The sequence below is a fragment of the Pseudomonas sp. 9.2(2024) genome, assembly GCF_039695385.1.
Lineage (GTDB): Bacteria > Pseudomonadota > Gammaproteobacteria > Pseudomonadales > Pseudomonadaceae > Aquipseudomonas > Aquipseudomonas paraglycinae.
This window is the reverse complement of sequence record NZ_CP155585.1, coordinates 3262619-3281184: the sequence shown is the minus strand read 5'-3', so window position 1 is coordinate 3281184 and position 18566 is coordinate 3262619. Positions and strand designations below refer to the sequence as shown.

Here is an 18566-nt window from a genome sequence, read left to right as displayed (position 1 = left end):
AAGCGTAGACACTGCATGGAGGGCATGACGGCAAACAGAGTCGACACAAGCTGTAGGTCGATTCAACGCCTGTAGTAGGCCATATCGGGCAGAGGGTTTGACTCACGGCGCGAGCTGACAGAAGCTTGCGACCTTCGCTACAAAACGAAAGTTTCGGAAATTCGCATGCCTCAGTCTCGCCGCTATTTGCTCATCAGCCTCGGCCTTGTGTTGGTCCTGCTCGTTGGCTGGCTGTCTTTTCGCAGCACAGTGCCGGTTGTGCCAGAAGCGATCAGGCATGGTTACAGTGAAGCGCTGGACGCCGCTCGTGCCGGCCAGCCGGGGGCCGCGCGGGTTCTGTATCAACAGCTGGGACGTCCGGATTTGTCCGCCAAGCGGCGGGTCTGGCTGCATGCCGAACTGCCCAACTACCCGAGTCCGCAAGCCTTGAAACTGGCGGATGCCGATCTGCAGCATGAATCTCCCGACGTGCGAATGGCAGCCATCAGGAGCGTGACCGGTCTGGTGCCCGGTGGCCAGCGCAGCCTGCTGCTCGGCCCGTTGCTCGAGGATGAAGATCAGAACGTTCGTTTTGCGGCAATCAACGCCCTGCTCGGCTTGTCGCCGGATCAACTGGGCCTGTATTTCGCCCCGCTCCAGCAAGGCATCGATGTGTGGGAGCAGGCGCTCAAGAGTCAGCCGGAAAGCGCCGCCAACTACGTGCAACTGGCGCGCCTGTATCTGCACAACGCCGAGTTGAAACAGGCACAGGAAGCGCTGGAACAGACCTTGCGTCTCGACCCCGGCAACCTGCCGGCGCTGGTGATGCAGATCGAAGTGCTCGATCGTCAGGGTCAGAGCGACGCCGCGCGACAATTGCTCGCCCGACAATTGAAGGCCCAGCCTGACTCGGCTTATCTGCAACATGCGCTGGGACTCTGGCTGCTGCACCACGATCAACGCGAGTACGCCCTGCTCGGTTTGTCCAAAGCCGTGGAGCTTGAGCCCGATAACAAGGACTATCGCTACGACCTCGCCACGACCCTGCACAGCGCCGAAGAACTGGAAGCGGCGCAAAAGCAGTTGCAGGAAATCGTCCAGCGTCATCCTGCCGATCGTAAGGCGCGGGTGTTGCTGATCAACTACTGGAAAGAAAGCGGTCAGTTGCAGAACGTGCAGATTCTGCTGGCGCAGCTCGAACAGATGAACCCGGACGATCCCTCTTTGCAGCAAGGCCTCTAGCGGCCTTCTCGACATCCCGCAAGAAAATCGGAACCGTCGTCACGGCAAAAGGTCAAGTAAACAGGCAGTGCCAAAACGGCGTCCGGCGCCCGCTGCCGCGTTTCCCCTAGTCATGAGAGGGCATTTTTTGTCTACATCGAACGCGTTGATCAGTGCAAAAGCCGCCACCGGCATCGAGGGTCTCGACGATATCCTGGCTGGTGGTTTGTCCCGCAGTCATGTTTTCTTGCTGGAGGGCGAGCCTGGAACCGGTAAAACCACAGTCGCGTTGCATTTTTTGCTGGCCGGTGCCCGTGCCGGCGAACGTTCGTTGTACATCACGCTGTCCGAAACCGAGCGCGAATTGCGCCAGGGCGCGGCGTCCCACGGTTGGGAACTGAACGAAAACATCGAAATTTTCGAGCTGACGCCGCCCGAAAGCCTGCTCAACGCCGAGCATCATCAGAGCCTTCTGTACTCCTCGGATCTTGAACTGGGCGAAGCGACCAAGCAGATTTTCGAAGTGGTCGAGCGGTTCAAACCCACGCGGGTCGTGCTCGACAGTCTCTCGGAAATCCGCCTGCTGGCGCAAAGCTCCCTGCGCTACCGTCGACAGATCCTGGCGATCAAGCATTACTTCGTGCGCTACGACGCCACGGTATTGCTGCTGGACGACCTGACCACCGAATCCCTCGACAAAACCGTTCACAGTGTCGCGCACGGCGTGATCCGCCTCGAAGAACTGACCCCCAACTATGGCGCCGAACGCCGTCGCGTGCGAGTGATCAAGTACCGAGGCCAGAAATACCGCGGAGGCTTCCATGACTTCACCATCATGGGCGATGGCGTGCACGTCTTCCCGCGTCTGGTGGCGGCGGAGCACCGGGGCGATTACCCGCGGTTGCAACTGTCCAGCGGCATCAAGGAAATGGACGCCCTGCTGGGTGGCGGTATCGAGACTGGCTCCAGCACGCTGATTCTGGGCCCGGCGGGGACCGGCAAATCCTTGATCACCATGATTTTCGCGGCAGCCGCCGTGGCGCGTGGTGAAAAGGCCGCGCTGTTCATTTTCGACGAAGAACTGGGCCTGCTGTTCGAGCGCATGAATAACATTGGCATCGACCTCAAGGCCCTGCAGGCCACCGGCAATCTGCTGATCGAACAGGTGGATGCTGCCGAGCTTTCTCCTGGCGAGTTTTCCCACCGGGTGCGACGCTGCGTCGATGAAGGTGACATCAAGACCGTTGTGATCGACAGCATCAACGGCTATCAGGCCGCGATGCCGGAAGAGAACGCGCTGGTATTGCACATGCACGAACTGTTGCTGTACCTGAACCGCAAGGGCGCCGCGACGTTCATGACCGTCGCCCAGCATGGACTGGTCGGCGACATGCAGGCCCCGGTAGACATTACCTACCTCGCCGACACAGTGATTCTGCTGCGTTATTTCGAAGCCCTCGGCAAGGTACGCCGGGCGATTTCGATCATCAAGAAACGTACCGGCAGCCATGAATCGACCATTCGTGAATACCGCATTTCCAAGCAAGGCATGACCATCGGTGAACCGCTGGAAGCCTTCCAGGGTGTGCTGCGCGGAGTCCCCACCTACCTCGGCGCGAGTAACCCGCTGCTCAAGGATGACAACTTGTGACCCTCACCGTACCGCTGTCGGAACGGGCGTTGATTCTTGCGCCCCAGGGTCGCGACAGCCAAGTGGCGCTGATGATCCTCAACGAGGCCGGATACGGTGGCCTGATCACGCCCGATCTGGCCACCCTGTGCACCGAACTCGAGCCTGGCGCCGGGCTGCTGCTGATCGCGGCCGAGGCCCTGAATGGTCCGGAACTCGAAGGCCTGCTGCTGTACCTGGAGCAACAACCGGCGTGGTCTGACTTGCCAATTGTCTTGCTCACCCATCACGGAGGATCCGAACAAGGGCCCTCGTCGCAGCTCAGCAAATTACTGGGCAACGTGACGTTCCTTGAACGCCCTTTTCATCCGGCAACGTTGGTCAGCCTCATTTCCACCGCCCTGCGCGGGCGACGACGACAATACGAAGCCCGCGATCGCCTGATCGATCTGAGCAATAGCGAACGGCGCCTGCAATCGACCCTCGAAACCCTCGAGCAACAAGTCGAAGAGCGCACCGCACAGCTGCGGCACAACGAGGAAGCCCTTCGACAGTCGCAGAAGATGGAAGCGGTCGGCCAGCTCACCGGCGGTATCGCCCACGACTTCAACAACATGCTGACCGGCATCATCGGCAGTCTTGAATTGCTACGCCGTCGGTTGGCCCGTGGCCGCCTGGATGATCTCGACAGCCTGATCGACCTCGGTGTGACTTCGGCCAACCGCGCCGCCGGCCTGACCCATCGGCTGCTGGCGTTTTCCCGTCGCCAGTCGCTGGACTCCAAAGCCGTGCATATGAACGATCTGGTGCAGTCGATGGGCGAGCTGCTGCAACGCAGCCTCAACGAAAGCATTCAGCTGGACATGCGTCTGCACGAAAAATTGTGGGTGGCCGAGGCCGACCCCAATCAATTGGAAAGCGCCCTGCTCAACCTTGTCATCAACGCGCGCGACGCAATGCCCGACGGCGGCAATCTGGTGGTCGAGACGAAGAATCAGGTGCTGGATCGCGACTACACCGCGACCTATAGCAATCTTGAGCCCGGTGATTACGTCGTATTGAGCGTGACTGACAATGGCTGCGGCATGCCGGAAAGTGTCATCAATCGCGCGTTCGACCCGTTTTTCACCACCAAGCCAATCGGCCAGGGCACGGGGCTGGGTCTGTCGATGATTTATGGCTTCAGCAAGCAATCCGGTGGTCATGTGTCGATCAACAGCAAAATCGATGAGGGCACCACAGTCAAACTCTATCTGCCGCGCTTCCAGGGTGAATCACTGCCTCACGCACCGGTTGACATGGAGCAGGCGCCGGACGCCGTGGAAGGCGAAACCGTATTGATTGTCGAGGACGACCCGGCCGTGCGCGTGCTGGTCAGTGCGGTATTGAGTGAATTGGGTTACAGGTTTGTCGAGGCCGGCGACGCTGACGGTGCCATGCCGATTCTGGATTCGGAGCAACGCATCGATCTGCTGATCAGTGACGTCGGCCTGCCGGGCATGAACGGTCGGCAGCTGGCGGAAATCGGCCGGCAATACCGGCCAGACTTGAAGGTCCTGTTCATCACCGGTTATGCCGAGCACGCGGCGGTGCGCGGCGGCTTCCTCGACTCTGGCATGCAGATGATCACCAAGCCGTTCACCTTCGATCTGTTGACGGCGAAGGTGCGGGAAATGATCAAGAGCTGAGGCGGTTGACGCCTCAGGCCAGCAGTTCCTGAATCTTCTCCTGCAACACATCCAGATCGAACGGTTTTTCCAGGATCGGTGCCCGACGAGTGATCGGGCTGCCGGTCTCGCGGATTTCCTGCGGATAGCCGCTGATGAAGATCACCTTCAGATCCGGGCGCAATTTGACGGCAGGCTCGGCGATCTGCACGCCGGAGATCCCGCCAGGCAGGCGGAAATCAGTAATCAACATGTCCAGATGCGGCTTGCTCGCCAGAATCTCGAACGCCTGCTCGCCGTTTTCGGCCTGCAATACGCGATAGCCCTGGCCTGACAAGTAATCGGTCAGGACCATCAGGATCACCGGTTCGTCCTCGACGACGAGTACTACATCTTGTGCATCTACGCTCATGGGAAGCCTTTGTTCGGTCAATAGCTGCTGATACGACCGTGTGGTCACTCAGAGGTTGCGTTTGTTTTGCCGTTTTCCTGGAGCGGCAGACAAACGCGAAACAGGGCGCCCTCGTTGATCTTGCTTTCGACGACGATGGAGCCGCCATGGGCGGCGACGATCTGCTCGGAAATGAACAGACCCAGCCCGAGGCCGGCCACCACCGTCTTGGCGGAGACCCGTTCGAACTGTTGAAAAATGCGTTTCTGGTTCTCCTCGCTGATGCCGATGCCCTGATCCTGAACTTCGACCCGAGCCTCATTGCCTTCGCGATAAACCCGAACCTGGATCGGACTTTTGCCGCCATAACGCAACGCGTTGGTCAGCAGGTTCGACACCACCTGCTCGATACGGAATTCATCCCACTGCCCTTCCACCGGCTCGGTCGCGGTGAAGCTGACTTCGGTCTCGGCAGCTTCGATCTGCTGGGCGAAATTCTCCAGCAGAGTGCCCACCAGTTGCGCGAGATCGAAGCGACTCGGTCGGATCGACAGCTTGCCGGTGCGGATCCGCGACACGTCGAGCATGTCCTCGATCAGCCGGATCAGGCTTTTGATCTGGCGCTCGTCGCGGTCGACCATGGCGTGCATCTTGTCGAGGGTGAACGCGGCGGCGTTGTCCCGGGCCAGGTGCATCTTGCGCAGTTGGGTCTCGAGGATCAGGCCGTTGAGCGGCGTGCGCACTTCGTGGGCGACGATCGACATGAAATCGTCACGCATGCGCACCGCCTGCTCCAGTTCGCCCTGGGTGCTTTGCAGTTGCTGCAGCAGCGCTTCCTGTTCGCGACGACTCTGCTCCAGGGCTTCGACCTGTTGCTTCATCGCCTTGCTCTGGCGGTACAGGTCGACGAAGACGTTGACCTTGCTCTTCACCGCATGGATATCCAGCGGCTTGTGCAGGAAGTCCACAGCACCGCTTTCATAGCCTTTGAACGCGTAATTGAGTTCACGGCCGGCGGCGCTGACGAAGATGATCGGGATGTTTTTGGTTTTCTCGGTACCACGCATCAGCTCGGCCAGCTCGAAGCCGTTCATGCCGGGCATCTGCACGTCGAGGATGGCCATGGCGAATTCGTGTTGCAGCAGCAGCGACAGTGCTTCGTCCGCCGACAATGCTTTGTAGACGGTGCGATCCTCACGTTTGATCAGCGCTTCGAGGGCCAGCAGGTTCTCGGGCAGATCGTCGACGATCAGCAGTTTTGCCTGGATATTACTCAGCATGCGATTCGTTCCAGCTCGACAAGCAGACGGCCGATGCCGTTTATGGGAAGGATGTAATCCGGTTGATGCGTTTTCAGTGCCGCGCGAGGCATGGTGGCGACCTGCGCCTCGTCGGGGTCCTGCACGATGGTCAGGCCGCCCAGGCGTTTGACTTGCGCCAGGCCCCGTGCGCCATCGTGGTTGGCGCCGGTCAGCAACACGGCGGCCAGCGCCGGCCCATAGGCATCGGCGGCGGATTCGAACAGAAAGTCGATCGAAGGCCGCGAATGATGCAGGCGGTCTTCAAGGCTCAGCGACAGGCTGAAATCCTGTTCTACCGACAAGTGATAACCCGGCGTCGCGAAATACACGGTGCCGGGGGTGATGTCCTGCTTGTCGATGGCCTCTGCGACCGGCAGCGCCACTCGCCGGGCAAACACCTCGGCGAGCTGGCTGCGGCGCTCTTCCGGCAAATGCAGGACGATGATGATCGGCAGACCGAACCCGGCACGCAGTGAACCAAGCAAGGTCAGCAAAGCCTCAACGCCACCGGCGGAAGCTCCGACCACAATCGCCCCGACACGAGGCAAATCCGCTGCACTGTTCATGATTTACGGTAGATCCGTTCTTGTTTCACCAGCGGTTCGAACTGGTTGGAGTAGCCGGAAAAATCCAAAGTTTCCTTGCTGCCCAAGACCAGGAATCCACGGTGGCACAATGATTCATGGAACAACCCGAACGCTCGATCCTGAAGTTTTTTATTGAAGTAAATCAACACGTTACGACACGAAATTAATTGAGTTTCGGAGAATACACTATCGGTCGCCAGGCTGTGATCGGCGAAGGTCACGTTCTCGCACAGGCTCTTGTCGAAAATCGCGTAGCCATAGGCTGCAGTGTAGTAGTCGGCGAACGAGCGCTGACCGCCGGCCTGCTGATAGTTGGCGGTGTAAGCGCGCACGTTTTCCATCGAAAAGATCCCCTGCTTGGCCTTGTCCAGCGAGCGCGGGTTGATGTCGGTGGCGTAGATGATCGTGCGGTCGAGCAGGCCTTCTTCGCGCAGCAGGATCGCCATCGAGTAGACCTCCTCGCCGGTGCTGCAGCCGGCGATCCAGATCTTGATCGACGGATAGGTCTTGAGCAGCGGCACTACTTCCTGACGGATCGCCAGGAAGTGCGACGGATCGCGGAACATCTCGCTGACCGGGATCGTCAGCAATTGCAGCAACTGCATGAACGCCGTCGGGTCGTGCAGGACTTTCTCCTGCAAGGCCGAGATGGTCGCGCACTCGAACTGGCTCAGCGCGTGTTGCACCCGGCGCTTGATCGAGGCGCCGGAGTAATCGCGAAAGTCATAGCTGTACTTGAGATAAATCGCCTCAATCAACAGCCGCAGTTCGATTTCACTGTTTCGTTCAACGGGATTACTACGTTCCACTAAATGCGTTCCATCTTCGGCAACCACACGCGAATCAGCGAGAACAGGCGATCCAGGTCAATGGGCTTGGCCAGGTAATCATTGGCGCCCGCCTGCAGGCAGCGCTCCTGATCGTCCTTCATGGCCTTGGCCGTCACCGCGATGATCGGCAGCTTGCGCCAGCGCGGATCCTTGCGGATTTCCATGGTGGCTTCGAAACCATCCATTTCCGGCATCATCACATCCATCAGCACCAGGTCGATGTCCTCGACTTCATTCAGTTTTTCAATCGCTTCACGGCCGTTACGGCCGATCACCACGACTGCACCCTTGGTTTCCAGCGCACTGGTCAGGGCGAAGATGTTGCGCACATCGTCGTCCACCAGCAGCACTTTGCGACCCTCGAAGACCTTGTCGCGGCTGCGGGCGGTCTTGAGCATCTTCTGCCGTTCATGGGACAACTGCGATTCGACTTTGTGCAGAAAGAGTGTGACCTCGTCCAGCAGGCGTTCCGGCGAGCGGGCGCCTTTGATGATGATCGAGCGCGAATACTTGCGCAGTTCGGCTTCTTCGTCGCGGGTCAGGTTGCGTCCTGTGTAGACAATGACCGGCGGGAACGAGCAGATATCCTCGGTCGACATGCGCTTGAGCAGGTCGTTGCCGAGCATGTCCGGCAGCTTCAGGTCGATGACCATGCAATCGAAGATCGTCGTGCGCAGCAGTTCCAGTGCGTCTTGCGCCAGGCCGACAGCAGTGATTTCGATGTCGTCATCACCGATCAGACGGGCGATGCTTTCGCGTTGCAGATCGTCGTCCTCCACCAGCAGCACGCGTTTGACCTTTTGGGTCAGCTTGGCCTCGAGACGGGCGAACACGTCCTTGAGCTCTTCGCGGGTAGTCGGCTTGACCGCATAACCGATGGCGCCCATGTGCATCGCCGCTTCGACGCGGTCTTCCACGGAAATCACGTGCACCGGGATGTGGCGGGTTTCGGCGTGTTCTTTCAGGCGTTGCAGAACGGTCAGGCCCGAATGATCCGGCAGGCGCATGTCCAGCAGGATCGCGTCCGGCACGAATTCTTTCGCCAGGTCGTAACCTTCATCGGCGCCGTGGGCGACCAGGCACTGATAGCCCAGTTCATGGGCCAGGTCGTAGAGGATGTGAGCGAAATTCGGCTCGTCTTCCACCACCAGAATGCAGCGGGTAGTGAACGGTGCCTTGTTGCGGTCGTCGTTGAAGCGCGGGATGTCTACGGGCGCCAAAGGCGAAACCGCTGCGACAGGCGCGATGACCGGCGCAGAGGCCGGCGGGCTGAAGGTCAGCGGTGCAACCGGCGTATCACCTGGTTCGTTGTATTGCTGCGGCAATACCAGCGTAAAGGTGCTGCCCTGCCCCGGCGCGCTGCTGACGCTGATCGAGCCACCCAGCAAGGTCGCCAGATCCCGGGAAATCGACAGGCCCAGGCCAGTGCCACCGTATTTGCGGTTGGTGGTGCCGTCGGCCTGGCGGAAGGCTTCGAAAATGCTTTCCTGCTGATCTTGCGCAATCCCGATCCCCGAGTCGCGCACAATGAAAGCGATGCGATCGTCCGGCTGGCCGGCGATGGTCAGGCTGACCGTGCCCTGCTCGGTGAATTTTACGGCGTTGGACAACAGGTTCTTGATTATCTGTTCCAGACGCTGGCGGTCGGTGAACAGAGTGATGGGCGCATCGGGCTGCAATTCGACGGTGAACGTCAGTTTCTTGTCCGCCGCCAACGGTTCGAACACGCTGCGCAGGCCATCGGCCAGGCGCGCGACACTGGTGTTTTCCGGCATCACTTCGAGTTTGCCGGCTTCCACCTTGGAAATATCGAGAATGTCGTTGATCAGGTTGAGCAGATCGTTGCCGGCGGAATAGATCGATTCGGCAAATTTGACCTGCTCGGCACTGAGGTTGTCCTGCGGGTTTTCTGCCAGCAGCTTGGCCAGGATCAGCGAACTGTTGAGCGGCGTGCGCAGCTCGTGGGACATGTTGGCGAGGAATTCGGATTTGTACTTGCTCGAACGCTGCAGCTCTTCGGCGCGTTCTTCGAGTTGTGCCTGGGCCTGATTGAGCTCGGTGTTCTTCTGATCCATGGCGTCGCGCTGCTCGGCCAGGGTCTGGGCCTGTTCGGCCAGTTGCTCGTTGGTCTGTTCCAGCTCGACTTGCTGGGTTTCCAGATGGGCCTGGGATTCCTTGAGAATGCGCGACTGCTCCTCCAACTCTTCATTGGCGGTTTTCAACTCTTCCTGCTGCACCTGCAACTCTTCATTGAGTTGCTGGGTTTCGGCCAGCACTTCCTGCAGACGCTGGCGATAGCGCGCCGCTTCGATGGACGTACCAATGTTGCCGGCGATCAGTTCCAGCAGCGCCACGTCGCGATCGGTGAGCGGACGCAGGAAACCGAGCTCGATCACACCGTTGACTCGTTCGTCATCACTGGTAGGCACCACCAGCACACTGTGCGGCAGGCCTTCACCCAAGCCGGAACTGACCTTGAAGTAGTCGGAAGGCACCGAATCGAGACGAATCAGCCGAGCCTGCTGGGCGACCTGCCCGACAAGGCCTTCATCGCTGTAGATCACTTGATTCTGTTGTTCCTGTTCGCGGGAGAATCCGTAAGTCGCCACGCGTTTGAGGCCGCCATGTTCCTCGCGCACATACAACGCGGCCACGGCGGTGCCGAGGTACTGGGCGCAGAATTGCAGAATATTGCGCCCCAGCAGATTGACCGTCAGTTGCCCCAGCACTTGCTCGGCGAGCTGGGTCTGGCCGTTGCGCAACCAGGCTTGCTGTTCCAGACGTTTTGCACTGGCCTCTTGCGCCGCCAGGGTCGCGCCATAGCTTTGCGACAGGTTGACCAGATCGCGCCGACCGACATAGGCCAGCAGACCGCTGATGCCGGCCACGAACAGCAGATAAAGGCTAATGCTCCAGATCGTGGTGCGGCGCACGTCTTCGTTGCGTGAAGCTCGCAGCAACTGCTCGGTTTCAATTACATCTTCGAACTGTTTACGTATTTCGTCGGTCAGGCGCTTGCCCTTCCCCGCTTTGACCGCGGACTTGTAATCACCGCTCGCGCGTTGCAGATCGATCATCGACTGCGCATACGTCGCCCACTCGGTTTGCAGCGCCTGAAGACGACGCAGGCGGTCGGTTTGAGCCGGATTGTCGGCAGTCAGTTCAAGCAAGGTATTCAGTGCCACGGCGATGCGGGGCTTGGCCGTCTCGTACGGGTCGAGGAAGTGCTCGTCGCCGCTGAGCAGATACCCGCGCATGCCGGTTTCCAGATCCACGGTGAGTTTCACCGCTTCGTTGGCGTTATTGATCACCCGGTCGGTGTGTTCCACCCACTGAATCACGGACAACAAATAGGTGATCAATGAGATGAAAAACACCGCACTGATCACGCCGACGCCCAACGGCAAACTGACGTTGCGGCTCAAGAGTTTGCGAAACCGTTGCTCATCAACCGAAGACGGAGAGGACATGTGGCAGCCTTGTCGAACTGGTGAAAACCAGGGAGTTTGCCCCAAAACGGCACCATGGATCCATTTTTCTCACAGCTTTAGTACTGTTTTCCCACAATTGCCTGCGCCTAATCCAAGGCCAACGGTTATCCTTGCCCCCCCCCGTTTGCGCCTATTCTTTTTTGTATCCATTCGGGAACTTGTGGCTATGCGCCACTTACTCATGCAAGAGCCCGGCATTTTTGATCGACCGGTGCCCCGTCCCCCATTCTTGAGAGCCGCCATTATGTCCAGCCCTGTGTCCACCATCCTTGTAGTAGAAGACGATGCCATCGTGCGCATGCTGATCGTCGACGTGCTGGAGGAATTGGAGTTCAAGGTCCTGGAAGCGGACGGCAGCGAACAGGCGCTGGAAATCCTCAAGGACGTGAACCAGCACATCGACCTGATGATGACCGACGTCGGCCTGCCGATCATGGATGGCCGTCAACTGGCCACCGAAGCCCGCAACATTCGCCCCGCCCTGCCGATTCTGTTTGCCAGCGGTTATGCAGAAACGATTGAAGTACCGAAGGACATGCACGTAATCGGCAAGCCTTTTTCCATTGATCAACTGCGTGACAAGGTCAAATCCGTACTCGGGCAATCCTGAACGCGAGACTTCAATACCTGAATGACGCTGTCACGCGCCCTGCCGGTGGTCTTCTTGCTCGGTCTTGCCCGATGCACACCCAATAAACACGGATCACCCGACACGTGGATTATGGTCTAATCCGCGCGCCTTTTTTCCGTCTCTTCGTTTCAGGAACCGTTTCTCATGAGTCAGCCCGCAACCAAAGTCCTCGTCATTGGTTACGTCTGGCCGGAACCCCGCTCCTCCGCTGCGAGCGGGCATGTGATGCAGATTCTCGAGACGTTCCTGCAACAGGGCTGGCAAATCACTTTTGCCAGCCCGGCCGGCACTGGCGAACACCGCGCCGACCTGACCGCGCTGGGCATCCGCGAAGTCCCGATCGAACTGAACAACAGCAGTTTCGACACATTCATCAGCGAACTGATGCCGGATATCGTGTTGTTCGACCAGTTCATGATCGAAGAGCAATTCGGCTGGCGCGTGGAGAAACATTGCCCCGATGCCCTGCGGGTACTGGAAACCTCGGACCTGCAAAGCTTGCGGCATGCACGGCATCAGCGGTTGAAGAACCGGCTGAAGCTCAGCGATGACGCCAACGACTTCGCTGAGCTATTTGCCCCGGCGCTGGCTGAAGAGTTCGAGCTGATGGCGGACACCGATCTGGCCAAACGCGAGATCGCCGCCCTGTATCGCTGCGACCTGAACCTGATGATCTCGCAGGTGGAAATCGAGTTGCTGGTGCAGCAGTTCAAGCTGCCGCCCGAGCTGTTGCACTGGTGTCCCTTGATGGTCGAGCCACCGAGTAAGCCAGCGAAACCCTTTGAGGAGCGCGCGCATTTCCTCAGTATCGGCAACTTCCGTCACGCGCCGAACTGGGACGCCGTGTTGTGGATGAAATCCACCGTCTGGCCGCTGATCCGCGAGCAACTGCCAAAAGCCCAATTGCATCTGTACGGCGCCTACACGCCGCCCAAGGCAGCAGCACTGCACAATGCCGCGCAGGGTTTTCACATCATGAACTGGGCCGAGGATGCGTTGCAGGTCATGTCCGATGCGCGCATCTGCCTGGCGCCCTTGCGTTTTGGCGCCGGAATCAAGGGCAAATTGATTGATGCCATGCTCTGCGGCACACCGAGTGTCACCACGCCGATCGGGGCTGAAGGCATGCATACCGATCAGCCATGGCCGGGGGCGATCTGCCGCACCGCGCAGGATCTGGCCAATGCCGCAGTGAAGCTTTATAGCGATGACATTGCCTGGCAAGCGGCCCGGTCCCATGGGCAAACGCTACTCGAGGACGTGTATCAGCAAGCGATACATGGTCCGGCATTAATCAACAAACTGTTGGACTGCCGTAAAAATCTTGCCCAACTAAGAAAGAACAATTTCACCGGCAGCATGCTGCGACATCATTCACACAAAAGTACGCAATACATGGCGCAGTGGATTGAAGCAAAAAACCTGAACAAGTAATTCGCTCTCGAAATGTATAAACACAAGAGCCAATAAATTGCATCAATCCATCGTTGGCAAATAAACAAATTAAACACTATAAACATCCTGCCTTCACCACTCTCATCATTTGAAAGTGGTGCAATCAATCAACTAGTGCAGGATGCATACATGATCGACAACAACAACTTCGCCACCCATGACTGGATGGCGGCGACACCTTCCATCGATTCTCTTTCCATTTCTGAGCTGGCGCTGCCAGGAACCCACAACGCCGGCAGCGACTGGCGCGCCGACTATCCAGTTTTCGGCCCACCCCGCCACTGGCTCGCCTGCCAGCATGATTCGTTCCACGCTCAGCTACACCATGGCGCAAGGGTGCTGGACATTCGCCTGATCTACGACTCCAAGGCAGAAGGCGTCGGCAAGTTTCGTGCTCACCATGGCGGGCACCGCAACTCCCGAACCCTGGGTAACCTGATCACCGACCTGGAAAGTTTCCTGAAACAAAACCCGGATGAGTTCATTGTTCTTGACTTCCATAGTCTGGATGGCAACGACTTCGATTATGTCTATTTCAATAACATGATGATTCACTTTCTCGGCCACCGTTTGATTCCGAGTCGAAATCTGAGTGCCAGCCTCGGCCAGCTTAAACAAATCAACAATGAGCAACGTATATTCGTTGCCGCCCGTTCGCACTGGCAACTGGATCGCAGCGTGTTCATCGATTACATCAACCATCAATGGTCGGGTAACGACCTGACCGGAACGGCGGAACTGAAGCAATTCATCGGCAATGTCCTGAAGTCCCCACCGGGCTCCTGGAAACCCTGGTCGTTGTCCGCCACCAGTTACACGGCGCTGGGCGGGCCGGTCGATATTCATAAGGAGTTGAACGAGTGGTTCGACCCGAACAACAGTGACTGGGCAATGAAGTGCAACGTGATCAACGTCGACTTCATCGAAGAGACCAGCATCGTGTCGTTCTGCCGGGCAGTGAATCAGACGAAGGCGCACCTGCGCCCTGCTGATCGCCTACTGGCGTAACGGCCGCGCAAAGAGGCATGATCGCCGGGCGATAACAAAAAAAGCGTCCGACCATGACCCGAACAGCCCGCGTCACCGACCCTTCCTATGAACTGATGGATGACCACAACGGGTTGTCCATCATCTATCGCCAGCATGGTTTCCCCTGCCCGCTGGTGCGCTGGCACTTTCACAAGGAATACGAGCTGCACCTGATCGTCGCCAGTTCGGGCAAGGTGTTCATCGGCGATTACATCGGCAACTTCTACCCGCAGACGCTGTTCCTGACCGGGCCCAATCTGCCGCACAACTGGATCAGCCAGGTGGCCGAAGACGAGGTGGTCGAGAAACGCGACATGCTGGTCAACTTCACCGATGAGTTGTTCGAAAGCGGTCATCAGGTGTTCGCCGAACTCAAGACCCTGGCGCCACTGCTTGAGCGTGCGCAGTACGGCATCGAATTCCGCTCCCCGCAGACAATCCGTCAGGCCATGACCCTGATGCAACGTATCGCCGATTCAAACGGCATCACCCGTCTCGGGCACTTTTTCATCCTGATGGAGTTGTTGGCGGCCTGCGACGACTACCAGCTGCTGTCCGGCGCGACCACCCCGCAACTGGCCGACGAGCACAACATCGACCGCACCAACCGCGCGGTGGATTACATCTTCGCCCACTACGCTCGCGAACTGCCGCTGGAGGAGGTCGCCGAGCACCTGGGCATGAAGCCGACTTATTTCAGCCGCGTGTTCAAGCAGGCCACCGGGCGCAACTTCATCGAATTCGTCAATCGCCTGCGCATCAGCAAATCCTGCGAACTGCTGGCGGACGGCGACAAACCGGTGACCGAGGTGTGCTTCGAGTCGGGCTTCAACAATATTTCCAATTTCAACCGGCGCTTTCAGCAGCTCAAAGGCATGACGCCGTCGCATTACCGGCGGCTGGTGGTGCAGCGCCTGACCGAGCAAAACCACGGCTGACCGGGCAAAACCTGTACGGATTCATGCCTGCCGCCCTGCTGAAACGCCCTTCCCTGCGTTTATCGCGCCAATCCCGAGTGCAAAAAAGTATCGATTCAAGTGCTAGGGATGATTTGTCAGCCCTGCGTCAGAAGGCTGTAATCAGTGCACATTCTTCCCCTGCCGGAAGAACACAAAAACAATAACTGTCCTTCTGCCCCCGCCGGGTGCAGAAAAGGAGTGCACGATGCAACCCACTGCAAAAGCTCTGCTGGCCCTCACCTGCATGACCCTCAGCAGCGTCAGCCTTGGCGCCCAGACCCTGACCATCGCCACCGTCAACAACAGCGACATGATCCGTATGCAAAAGCTCTCGAAAACCTTCGAGACCGAGCATCCGGACATCAAGCTCAATTGGGTGGTGCTGGAAGAAAACGTCCTGCGTCAGCGCCTGACCACCGACATCGCCACCCAGGGCGGTCAGTTCGACGTGTTGACCATCGGCATGTACGAAGCCGCACTCTGGGGTGCCAAGGGTTGGCTGGAGCCGATGAAGGATCTGCCGGCCAGCTACGCCCTCGATGACGTGTTCCCGTCCGTACGCGAAGGCCTGTCAGTCAAGGGTTCGCTGTACGCCCTGCCGTTTTACGCTGAAAGCTCGATCACCTACTACCGCACCGACCTGTTCAAGGACGCCGGCCTGACCATGCCGGAGCGTCCGACCTGGGAGCAGATCGCCGGCTTCGCCGAAAAGCTCACCCACAAGGACAAGGAGCAGTACGGCATCTGCCTGCGCGGCAAGGCCGGCTGGGGCGAGAACATGGCGCTGATCACCACCGTGGCCAACGCTTACGGCGCGCGCTGGTTCGATGAGCAGTGGAAACCCGAATTCAGCGGTCCGGAATGGAAAAACGCGCTGAACTTCTACGTCGACACCATGAAGAAATCCGGCCCGCCGGGTGCCTCCAGCAACGGTTTCAACGAAAACCTCGCCCTGTTCAACAGCGGCAAATGCGCAATGTGGGTCGACGCCAGCGTCGCCGGCTCGTTCGTCACCGACAAGACTCAAAGCAAGGTCGCCGATCATGTCGGCTTCACCTACGCGCCGCATCAGGCCACCGACAAAGGCTCGGCGTGGCTGTACTCGTGGGCGCTGGCGATTCCGACCAGTTCCAAGGCCAAGGACGCCGCCAAGCAATTCAGCGCCTGGGCCACCTCAAAGGAATACGGCGAACTGGTCGCCAAGACCGACGGCATCGCCAACGTTCCGCCGGGCACCCGCGCCTCGACCTACAGCGACGCGTACATGAGCGCCGCGCCGTTTGCCAAGGTCACGCTGGAATCGCTGAAAGCGGCCGACCCGAGCAAACCGACCCTCAAACCCGTGCCTTACATCGGCATTCAACTGGTGACCATTCCCGAGTTTCAGGGGATCGGCACTCAGGTCGGCAAGCTGTTCTCCGCCGCGCTGATCGGCCAGACCACGGTCGACCAGGCGTTGACCGCTGCCCAGCAAACCACCGAACGCGAGATGAAGCGCGCGGGTTATCCGAAGTAATCCTGCGAAAGCCTCTCCTGCCTCCTGCGGGAGCGAGATTGCTCGCTCCCGCACGGGATCTCCATAGGTCTGTATGACTCGGTTGTGATCACCATGAATACTTCAACTGCCAAAGCCCACATCGACCTGTCGCAGCCCCGGCGCAAAAACCGCGTGGCCAATCCCGGCTGGTTTCTGGTCAGCCCTTCGGTGGCCCTGTTGCTGCTTTGGATGATCGTGCCGCTGGGCATGACCGTCTATTTCTCGATGATCCGCTACAACCTGCTCGACCCGGGCACCAACGAATTCGTCGGGCTGGAAAACTTCACCTACTTCCTGACCGACTCCGGCTTCATGCCCGGCGCCACCAACACTTTGCTGCTGGTGGGCAGCGTGCTGCTGATCAGCGTGGTGTTCGGCGTATTGATCAGTGCGCTGCTGGAAGCCAGCGAGTTCTTCGGTCGCGGCATCGTGCGGGTGATGCTGATTTCGCCATTCTTCATCATGCCCACGGTCGGTGCGCTGATCTGGAAGAACCTGATCTTCCACCCGGTGTCCGGGATCCTCGCCTACCTCTGGAAACTGTTCGGCGCGCAACCGGTGGACTGGCTCGCTCACTACCCGCTGCTGTCGATCATCATCATTGTCTCGTGGCAATGGCTGCCCTTCGCGATCCTGATCCTGATGACCGCCATGCAGTCCCTCGACCAGGAACAGAAAGAAGCCGCCCGCCTCGACGGCGCCGGCCCGATCGCGATTTTCTGGCACCTGACTTTGCCGCACCTGGCACGCCCGATTGCCGTAGTCGTGATGATTGAAACCATATTCCTGCTGTCGGTGTTCGCCGAAATCTTCACCACCACCAACGGCGGCCCCGGCTACGCGTCGACCAACCTCGCCTACCTGATCTACAACCAGGCGCTGGTGCAGTTCGACGTCGGAATGGCCTCGGCCGGCGGCCTGATCGCCGTGGTCATCGCCAACATTGCCGCGATCATTCTGGTGCGGATGATCGGCAAAAACCTGACTGACAAAGCCTGAGGCCTGCCATGACTCTTCAACAATCCCGCCGGCTGCAAAGCCTGCTGCTCGGCACGCTGGCCTGGGCCATCGCGATCATCATCTTCTTCCCGATCTTCTGGATGGTGCTGACCAGTTTCAAGACCGAAATCGACGCCTTCGCCACGCCGCCGCAGTTCATCTTCACGCCGACGCTGGAGAACTACCTGCACATCAACGAGCGCAGTGATTACTTCAGTTTCGCCTGGAACTCGGTGGTGATTTCCTTCAGCGCCACGGCTCTGTGCCTGCTGATTGCGGTGCCGGCGGCCTACTCGATGGCGTTCTACGAAACCCAGCGCACCAAAGGCACGCTGCTGTGGATGCTTTCCACCAAGATGCTGCCGCCGGTGGGCGTGCTGATGCCGATCTACCTGCTGGCCAAGAGTTTCGGCCTGCTCGACACGCGCATTGCGCTGATCGTGATCTACACGCTGATCAACCTGCCGATCGTGGTCTGGATGGTTTACACCTACTTCAAGGACATCCCCAAGGACATCCTCGAAGCCGCCCGCCTCGATGGCGCCACCCTCGCCCAGGAAATGCTCCGCGTGCTGCTGCCGATCGCCAAGGGCGGCCTCGCCTCAACCGTGCTGCTGTCGCTGATCCTGTGCTGGAACGAGGCGTTCTGGTCGCTGAACCTGACCTCGTCCAAAGCCGCACCGCTGACCGCGCTGATCGCCTCCTACTCAAGCCCTGAAGGATTGTTCTGGGCCAAGTTGTCGGCCGTCTCAACCTTGGCCTGCGCACCGATCCTGATCTTCGGCTGGATCAGCCAGAAACAACTGGTTCGCGGCCTGTCGTTCGGCGCCGTCAAATAAGAATTCGCAAAAGGAGCGCC

15 protein-coding genes are annotated in these 18566 nt (G+C 58.9%); 10 read left to right on the top strand and 5 right to left on the bottom strand.

What is annotated here, in order from left to right:
• Positions 1-165 precede the first annotated feature (165 nt).
• The 3 genes from ABFB52_RS14710 to ABFB52_RS14700 all read left to right on the top strand — a co-directional run bounded on the left by ABFB52_RS14710 (position 166) and on the right by ABFB52_RS14700 (position 4518).
• Positions 166-1221: a tetratricopeptide repeat protein gene (locus ABFB52_RS14710; RefSeq protein WP_085745742.1), complete on the top strand. Its 1056-nt coding sequence runs from the start codon at positions 166-168 to the stop codon at positions 1219-1221.
• A gap of 127 nt (positions 1222-1348) precedes the next feature.
• Entirely contained in the window at positions 1349-2851 is a 1503-nt protein-coding gene (locus ABFB52_RS14705; protein WP_085603805.1) for an ATPase domain-containing protein, read from the top strand.
• Positions 2848-4518, top strand: coding sequence for an ATP-binding protein (locus ABFB52_RS14700; RefSeq protein ID WP_129972747.1), 1671 nt, complete (start codon positions 2848-2850; stop codon positions 4516-4518). The genes ABFB52_RS14705 and ABFB52_RS14700 overlap by 4 nt, the downstream gene beginning before the upstream one ends.
• A 13-nt stretch (positions 4519-4531) precedes the next feature.
• Here ABFB52_RS14700 and ABFB52_RS14695 read toward each other — a convergent pair whose 3' ends face one another.
• Genes ABFB52_RS14695 through ABFB52_RS14675 form a run of 5 tightly spaced genes read right to left on the bottom strand, consistent with a single transcriptional unit; the run spans position 4532 to position 11076 of the window.
• Positions 4532-4909 carry a response regulator gene (locus ABFB52_RS14695; RefSeq protein WP_007954537.1) on the bottom strand — a complete coding sequence of 126 codons (378 nt, stop codon included), beginning with the start codon at positions 4907-4909 and terminating at the stop codon, positions 4532-4534.
• Between the two features lie 44 nt (positions 4910-4953).
• A complete protein-coding gene (locus tag ABFB52_RS14690; protein WP_085603811.1) occupies positions 4954-6168 on the bottom strand; it encodes a hybrid sensor histidine kinase/response regulator in 1215 nt (404 codons plus the stop codon).
• Complete coding sequence (locus ABFB52_RS14685) at positions 6162-6755, bottom strand: chemotaxis protein CheB (RefSeq protein ID WP_085745744.1); 594 nt, start codon at positions 6753-6755, stop codon at positions 6162-6164. Before ABFB52_RS14685 ends, ABFB52_RS14690 begins: the two co-directional genes overlap by 7 nt.
• Positions 6752-7585: a protein-glutamate O-methyltransferase CheR gene (locus ABFB52_RS14680; RefSeq protein ID WP_085603817.1), complete on the bottom strand. Its 834-nt coding sequence runs from the start codon at positions 7583-7585 to the stop codon at positions 6752-6754. The genes ABFB52_RS14685 and ABFB52_RS14680 overlap by 4 nt, the downstream gene beginning before the upstream one ends.
• Entirely contained in the window at positions 7585-11076 is a 3492-nt protein-coding gene (locus ABFB52_RS14675; RefSeq protein ID WP_085745745.1) for a response regulator, read from the bottom strand. The genes ABFB52_RS14680 and ABFB52_RS14675 overlap by 1 nt, the downstream gene beginning before the upstream one ends.
• 265 nt (positions 11077-11341) lie before the next feature.
• On the opposite strand from ABFB52_RS14675, the gene ABFB52_RS14670 reads away from it, so the two are divergent.
• The 7 genes from ABFB52_RS14670 to ABFB52_RS14640 all read left to right on the top strand — a co-directional run bounded on the left by ABFB52_RS14670 (position 11342) and on the right by ABFB52_RS14640 (position 18546).
• Positions 11342-11707 carry a response regulator gene (locus ABFB52_RS14670; protein WP_085745746.1) on the top strand — a complete coding sequence of 122 codons (366 nt, stop codon included), beginning with the start codon at positions 11342-11344 and terminating at the stop codon, positions 11705-11707.
• A gap of 165 nt (positions 11708-11872) precedes the next feature.
• Positions 11873-13162, top strand: coding sequence for a glycosyltransferase (locus ABFB52_RS14665; RefSeq protein ID WP_129972748.1), 1290 nt, complete (start codon positions 11873-11875; stop codon positions 13160-13162).
• 153 nt (positions 13163-13315) lie between these two features.
• The gene (locus ABFB52_RS14660) at positions 13316-14191 is read left to right on the top strand and encodes a phospholipase (protein WP_129972793.1); all 876 of its coding nucleotides are present in this window, start codon (positions 13316-13318) and stop codon (positions 14189-14191) included.
• A 53-nt stretch (positions 14192-14244) separates the two neighbouring features.
• Positions 14245-15150, top strand: coding sequence for an AraC family transcriptional regulator (locus tag ABFB52_RS14655; RefSeq protein WP_085610235.1), 906 nt, complete (start codon positions 14245-14247; stop codon positions 15148-15150).
• 226 nt (positions 15151-15376) lie between these two features.
• Positions 15377-16687, top strand: a complete 1311-nt coding sequence (locus ABFB52_RS14650) for a sugar ABC transporter substrate-binding protein (RefSeq protein WP_129972749.1) — start codon at positions 15377-15379, stop codon at positions 16685-16687.
• A gap of 93 nt (positions 16688-16780) precedes the next feature.
• On the top strand, positions 16781-17707 hold the full coding sequence (locus tag ABFB52_RS14645) for a sugar ABC transporter permease (RefSeq protein WP_129972750.1): 927 nt from the start codon (positions 16781-16783) through the stop codon (positions 17705-17707).
• 8 nt (positions 17708-17715) lie between these two features.
• Positions 17716-18546: a carbohydrate ABC transporter permease gene (locus ABFB52_RS14640; RefSeq protein ID WP_007957423.1), complete on the top strand. Its 831-nt coding sequence runs from the start codon at positions 17716-17718 to the stop codon at positions 18544-18546.
• Positions 18547-18566: the final 20 nt, after the last annotated feature.

Excerpts from the sequence above, each read along its gene's own strand:
- ABFB52_RS14640 (WP_007957423.1), top strand. The coding sequence starts at position 17,716 with ATGACTCTTCAACAATCCCGCCGGCTGCAAAGCCTGCTGCTCGGCACG.
- ABFB52_RS14670 (WP_085745746.1), top strand. The coding sequence starts at position 11,342 with ATGTCCAGCCCTGTGTCCACCATCCTTGTAGTAGAAGACGATGCCATC.
- ABFB52_RS14675 (WP_085745745.1), bottom strand. The coding sequence starts at position 11,076 with ATGTCCTCTCCGTCTTCGGTTGATGAGCAACGGTTTCGCAAACTCTTG.
- ABFB52_RS14650 (WP_129972749.1), top strand. The coding sequence starts at position 15,377 with ATGCAACCCACTGCAAAAGCTCTGCTGGCCCTCACCTGCATGACCCTC.
- ABFB52_RS14695 (WP_007954537.1), bottom strand. The coding sequence starts at position 4,909 with ATGAGCGTAGATGCACAAGATGTAGTACTCGTCGTCGAGGACGAACCG.
- ABFB52_RS14685 (WP_085745744.1), bottom strand. The coding sequence starts at position 6,755 with ATGAACAGTGCAGCGGATTTGCCTCGTGTCGGGGCGATTGTGGTCGGA.
- ABFB52_RS14665 (WP_129972748.1), top strand. The coding sequence starts at position 11,873 with ATGAGTCAGCCCGCAACCAAAGTCCTCGTCATTGGTTACGTCTGGCCG.
- ABFB52_RS14710 (WP_085745742.1), top strand. The coding sequence starts at position 166 with ATGCCTCAGTCTCGCCGCTATTTGCTCATCAGCCTCGGCCTTGTGTTG.
- ABFB52_RS14655 (WP_085610235.1), top strand. The coding sequence starts at position 14,245 with ATGACCCGAACAGCCCGCGTCACCGACCCTTCCTATGAACTGATGGAT.
- ABFB52_RS14690 (WP_085603811.1), bottom strand. The coding sequence starts at position 6,168 with ATGCTGAGTAATATCCAGGCAAAACTGCTGATCGTCGACGATCTGCCC.
- ABFB52_RS14645 (WP_129972750.1), top strand. The coding sequence starts at position 16,781 with ATGAATACTTCAACTGCCAAAGCCCACATCGACCTGTCGCAGCCCCGG.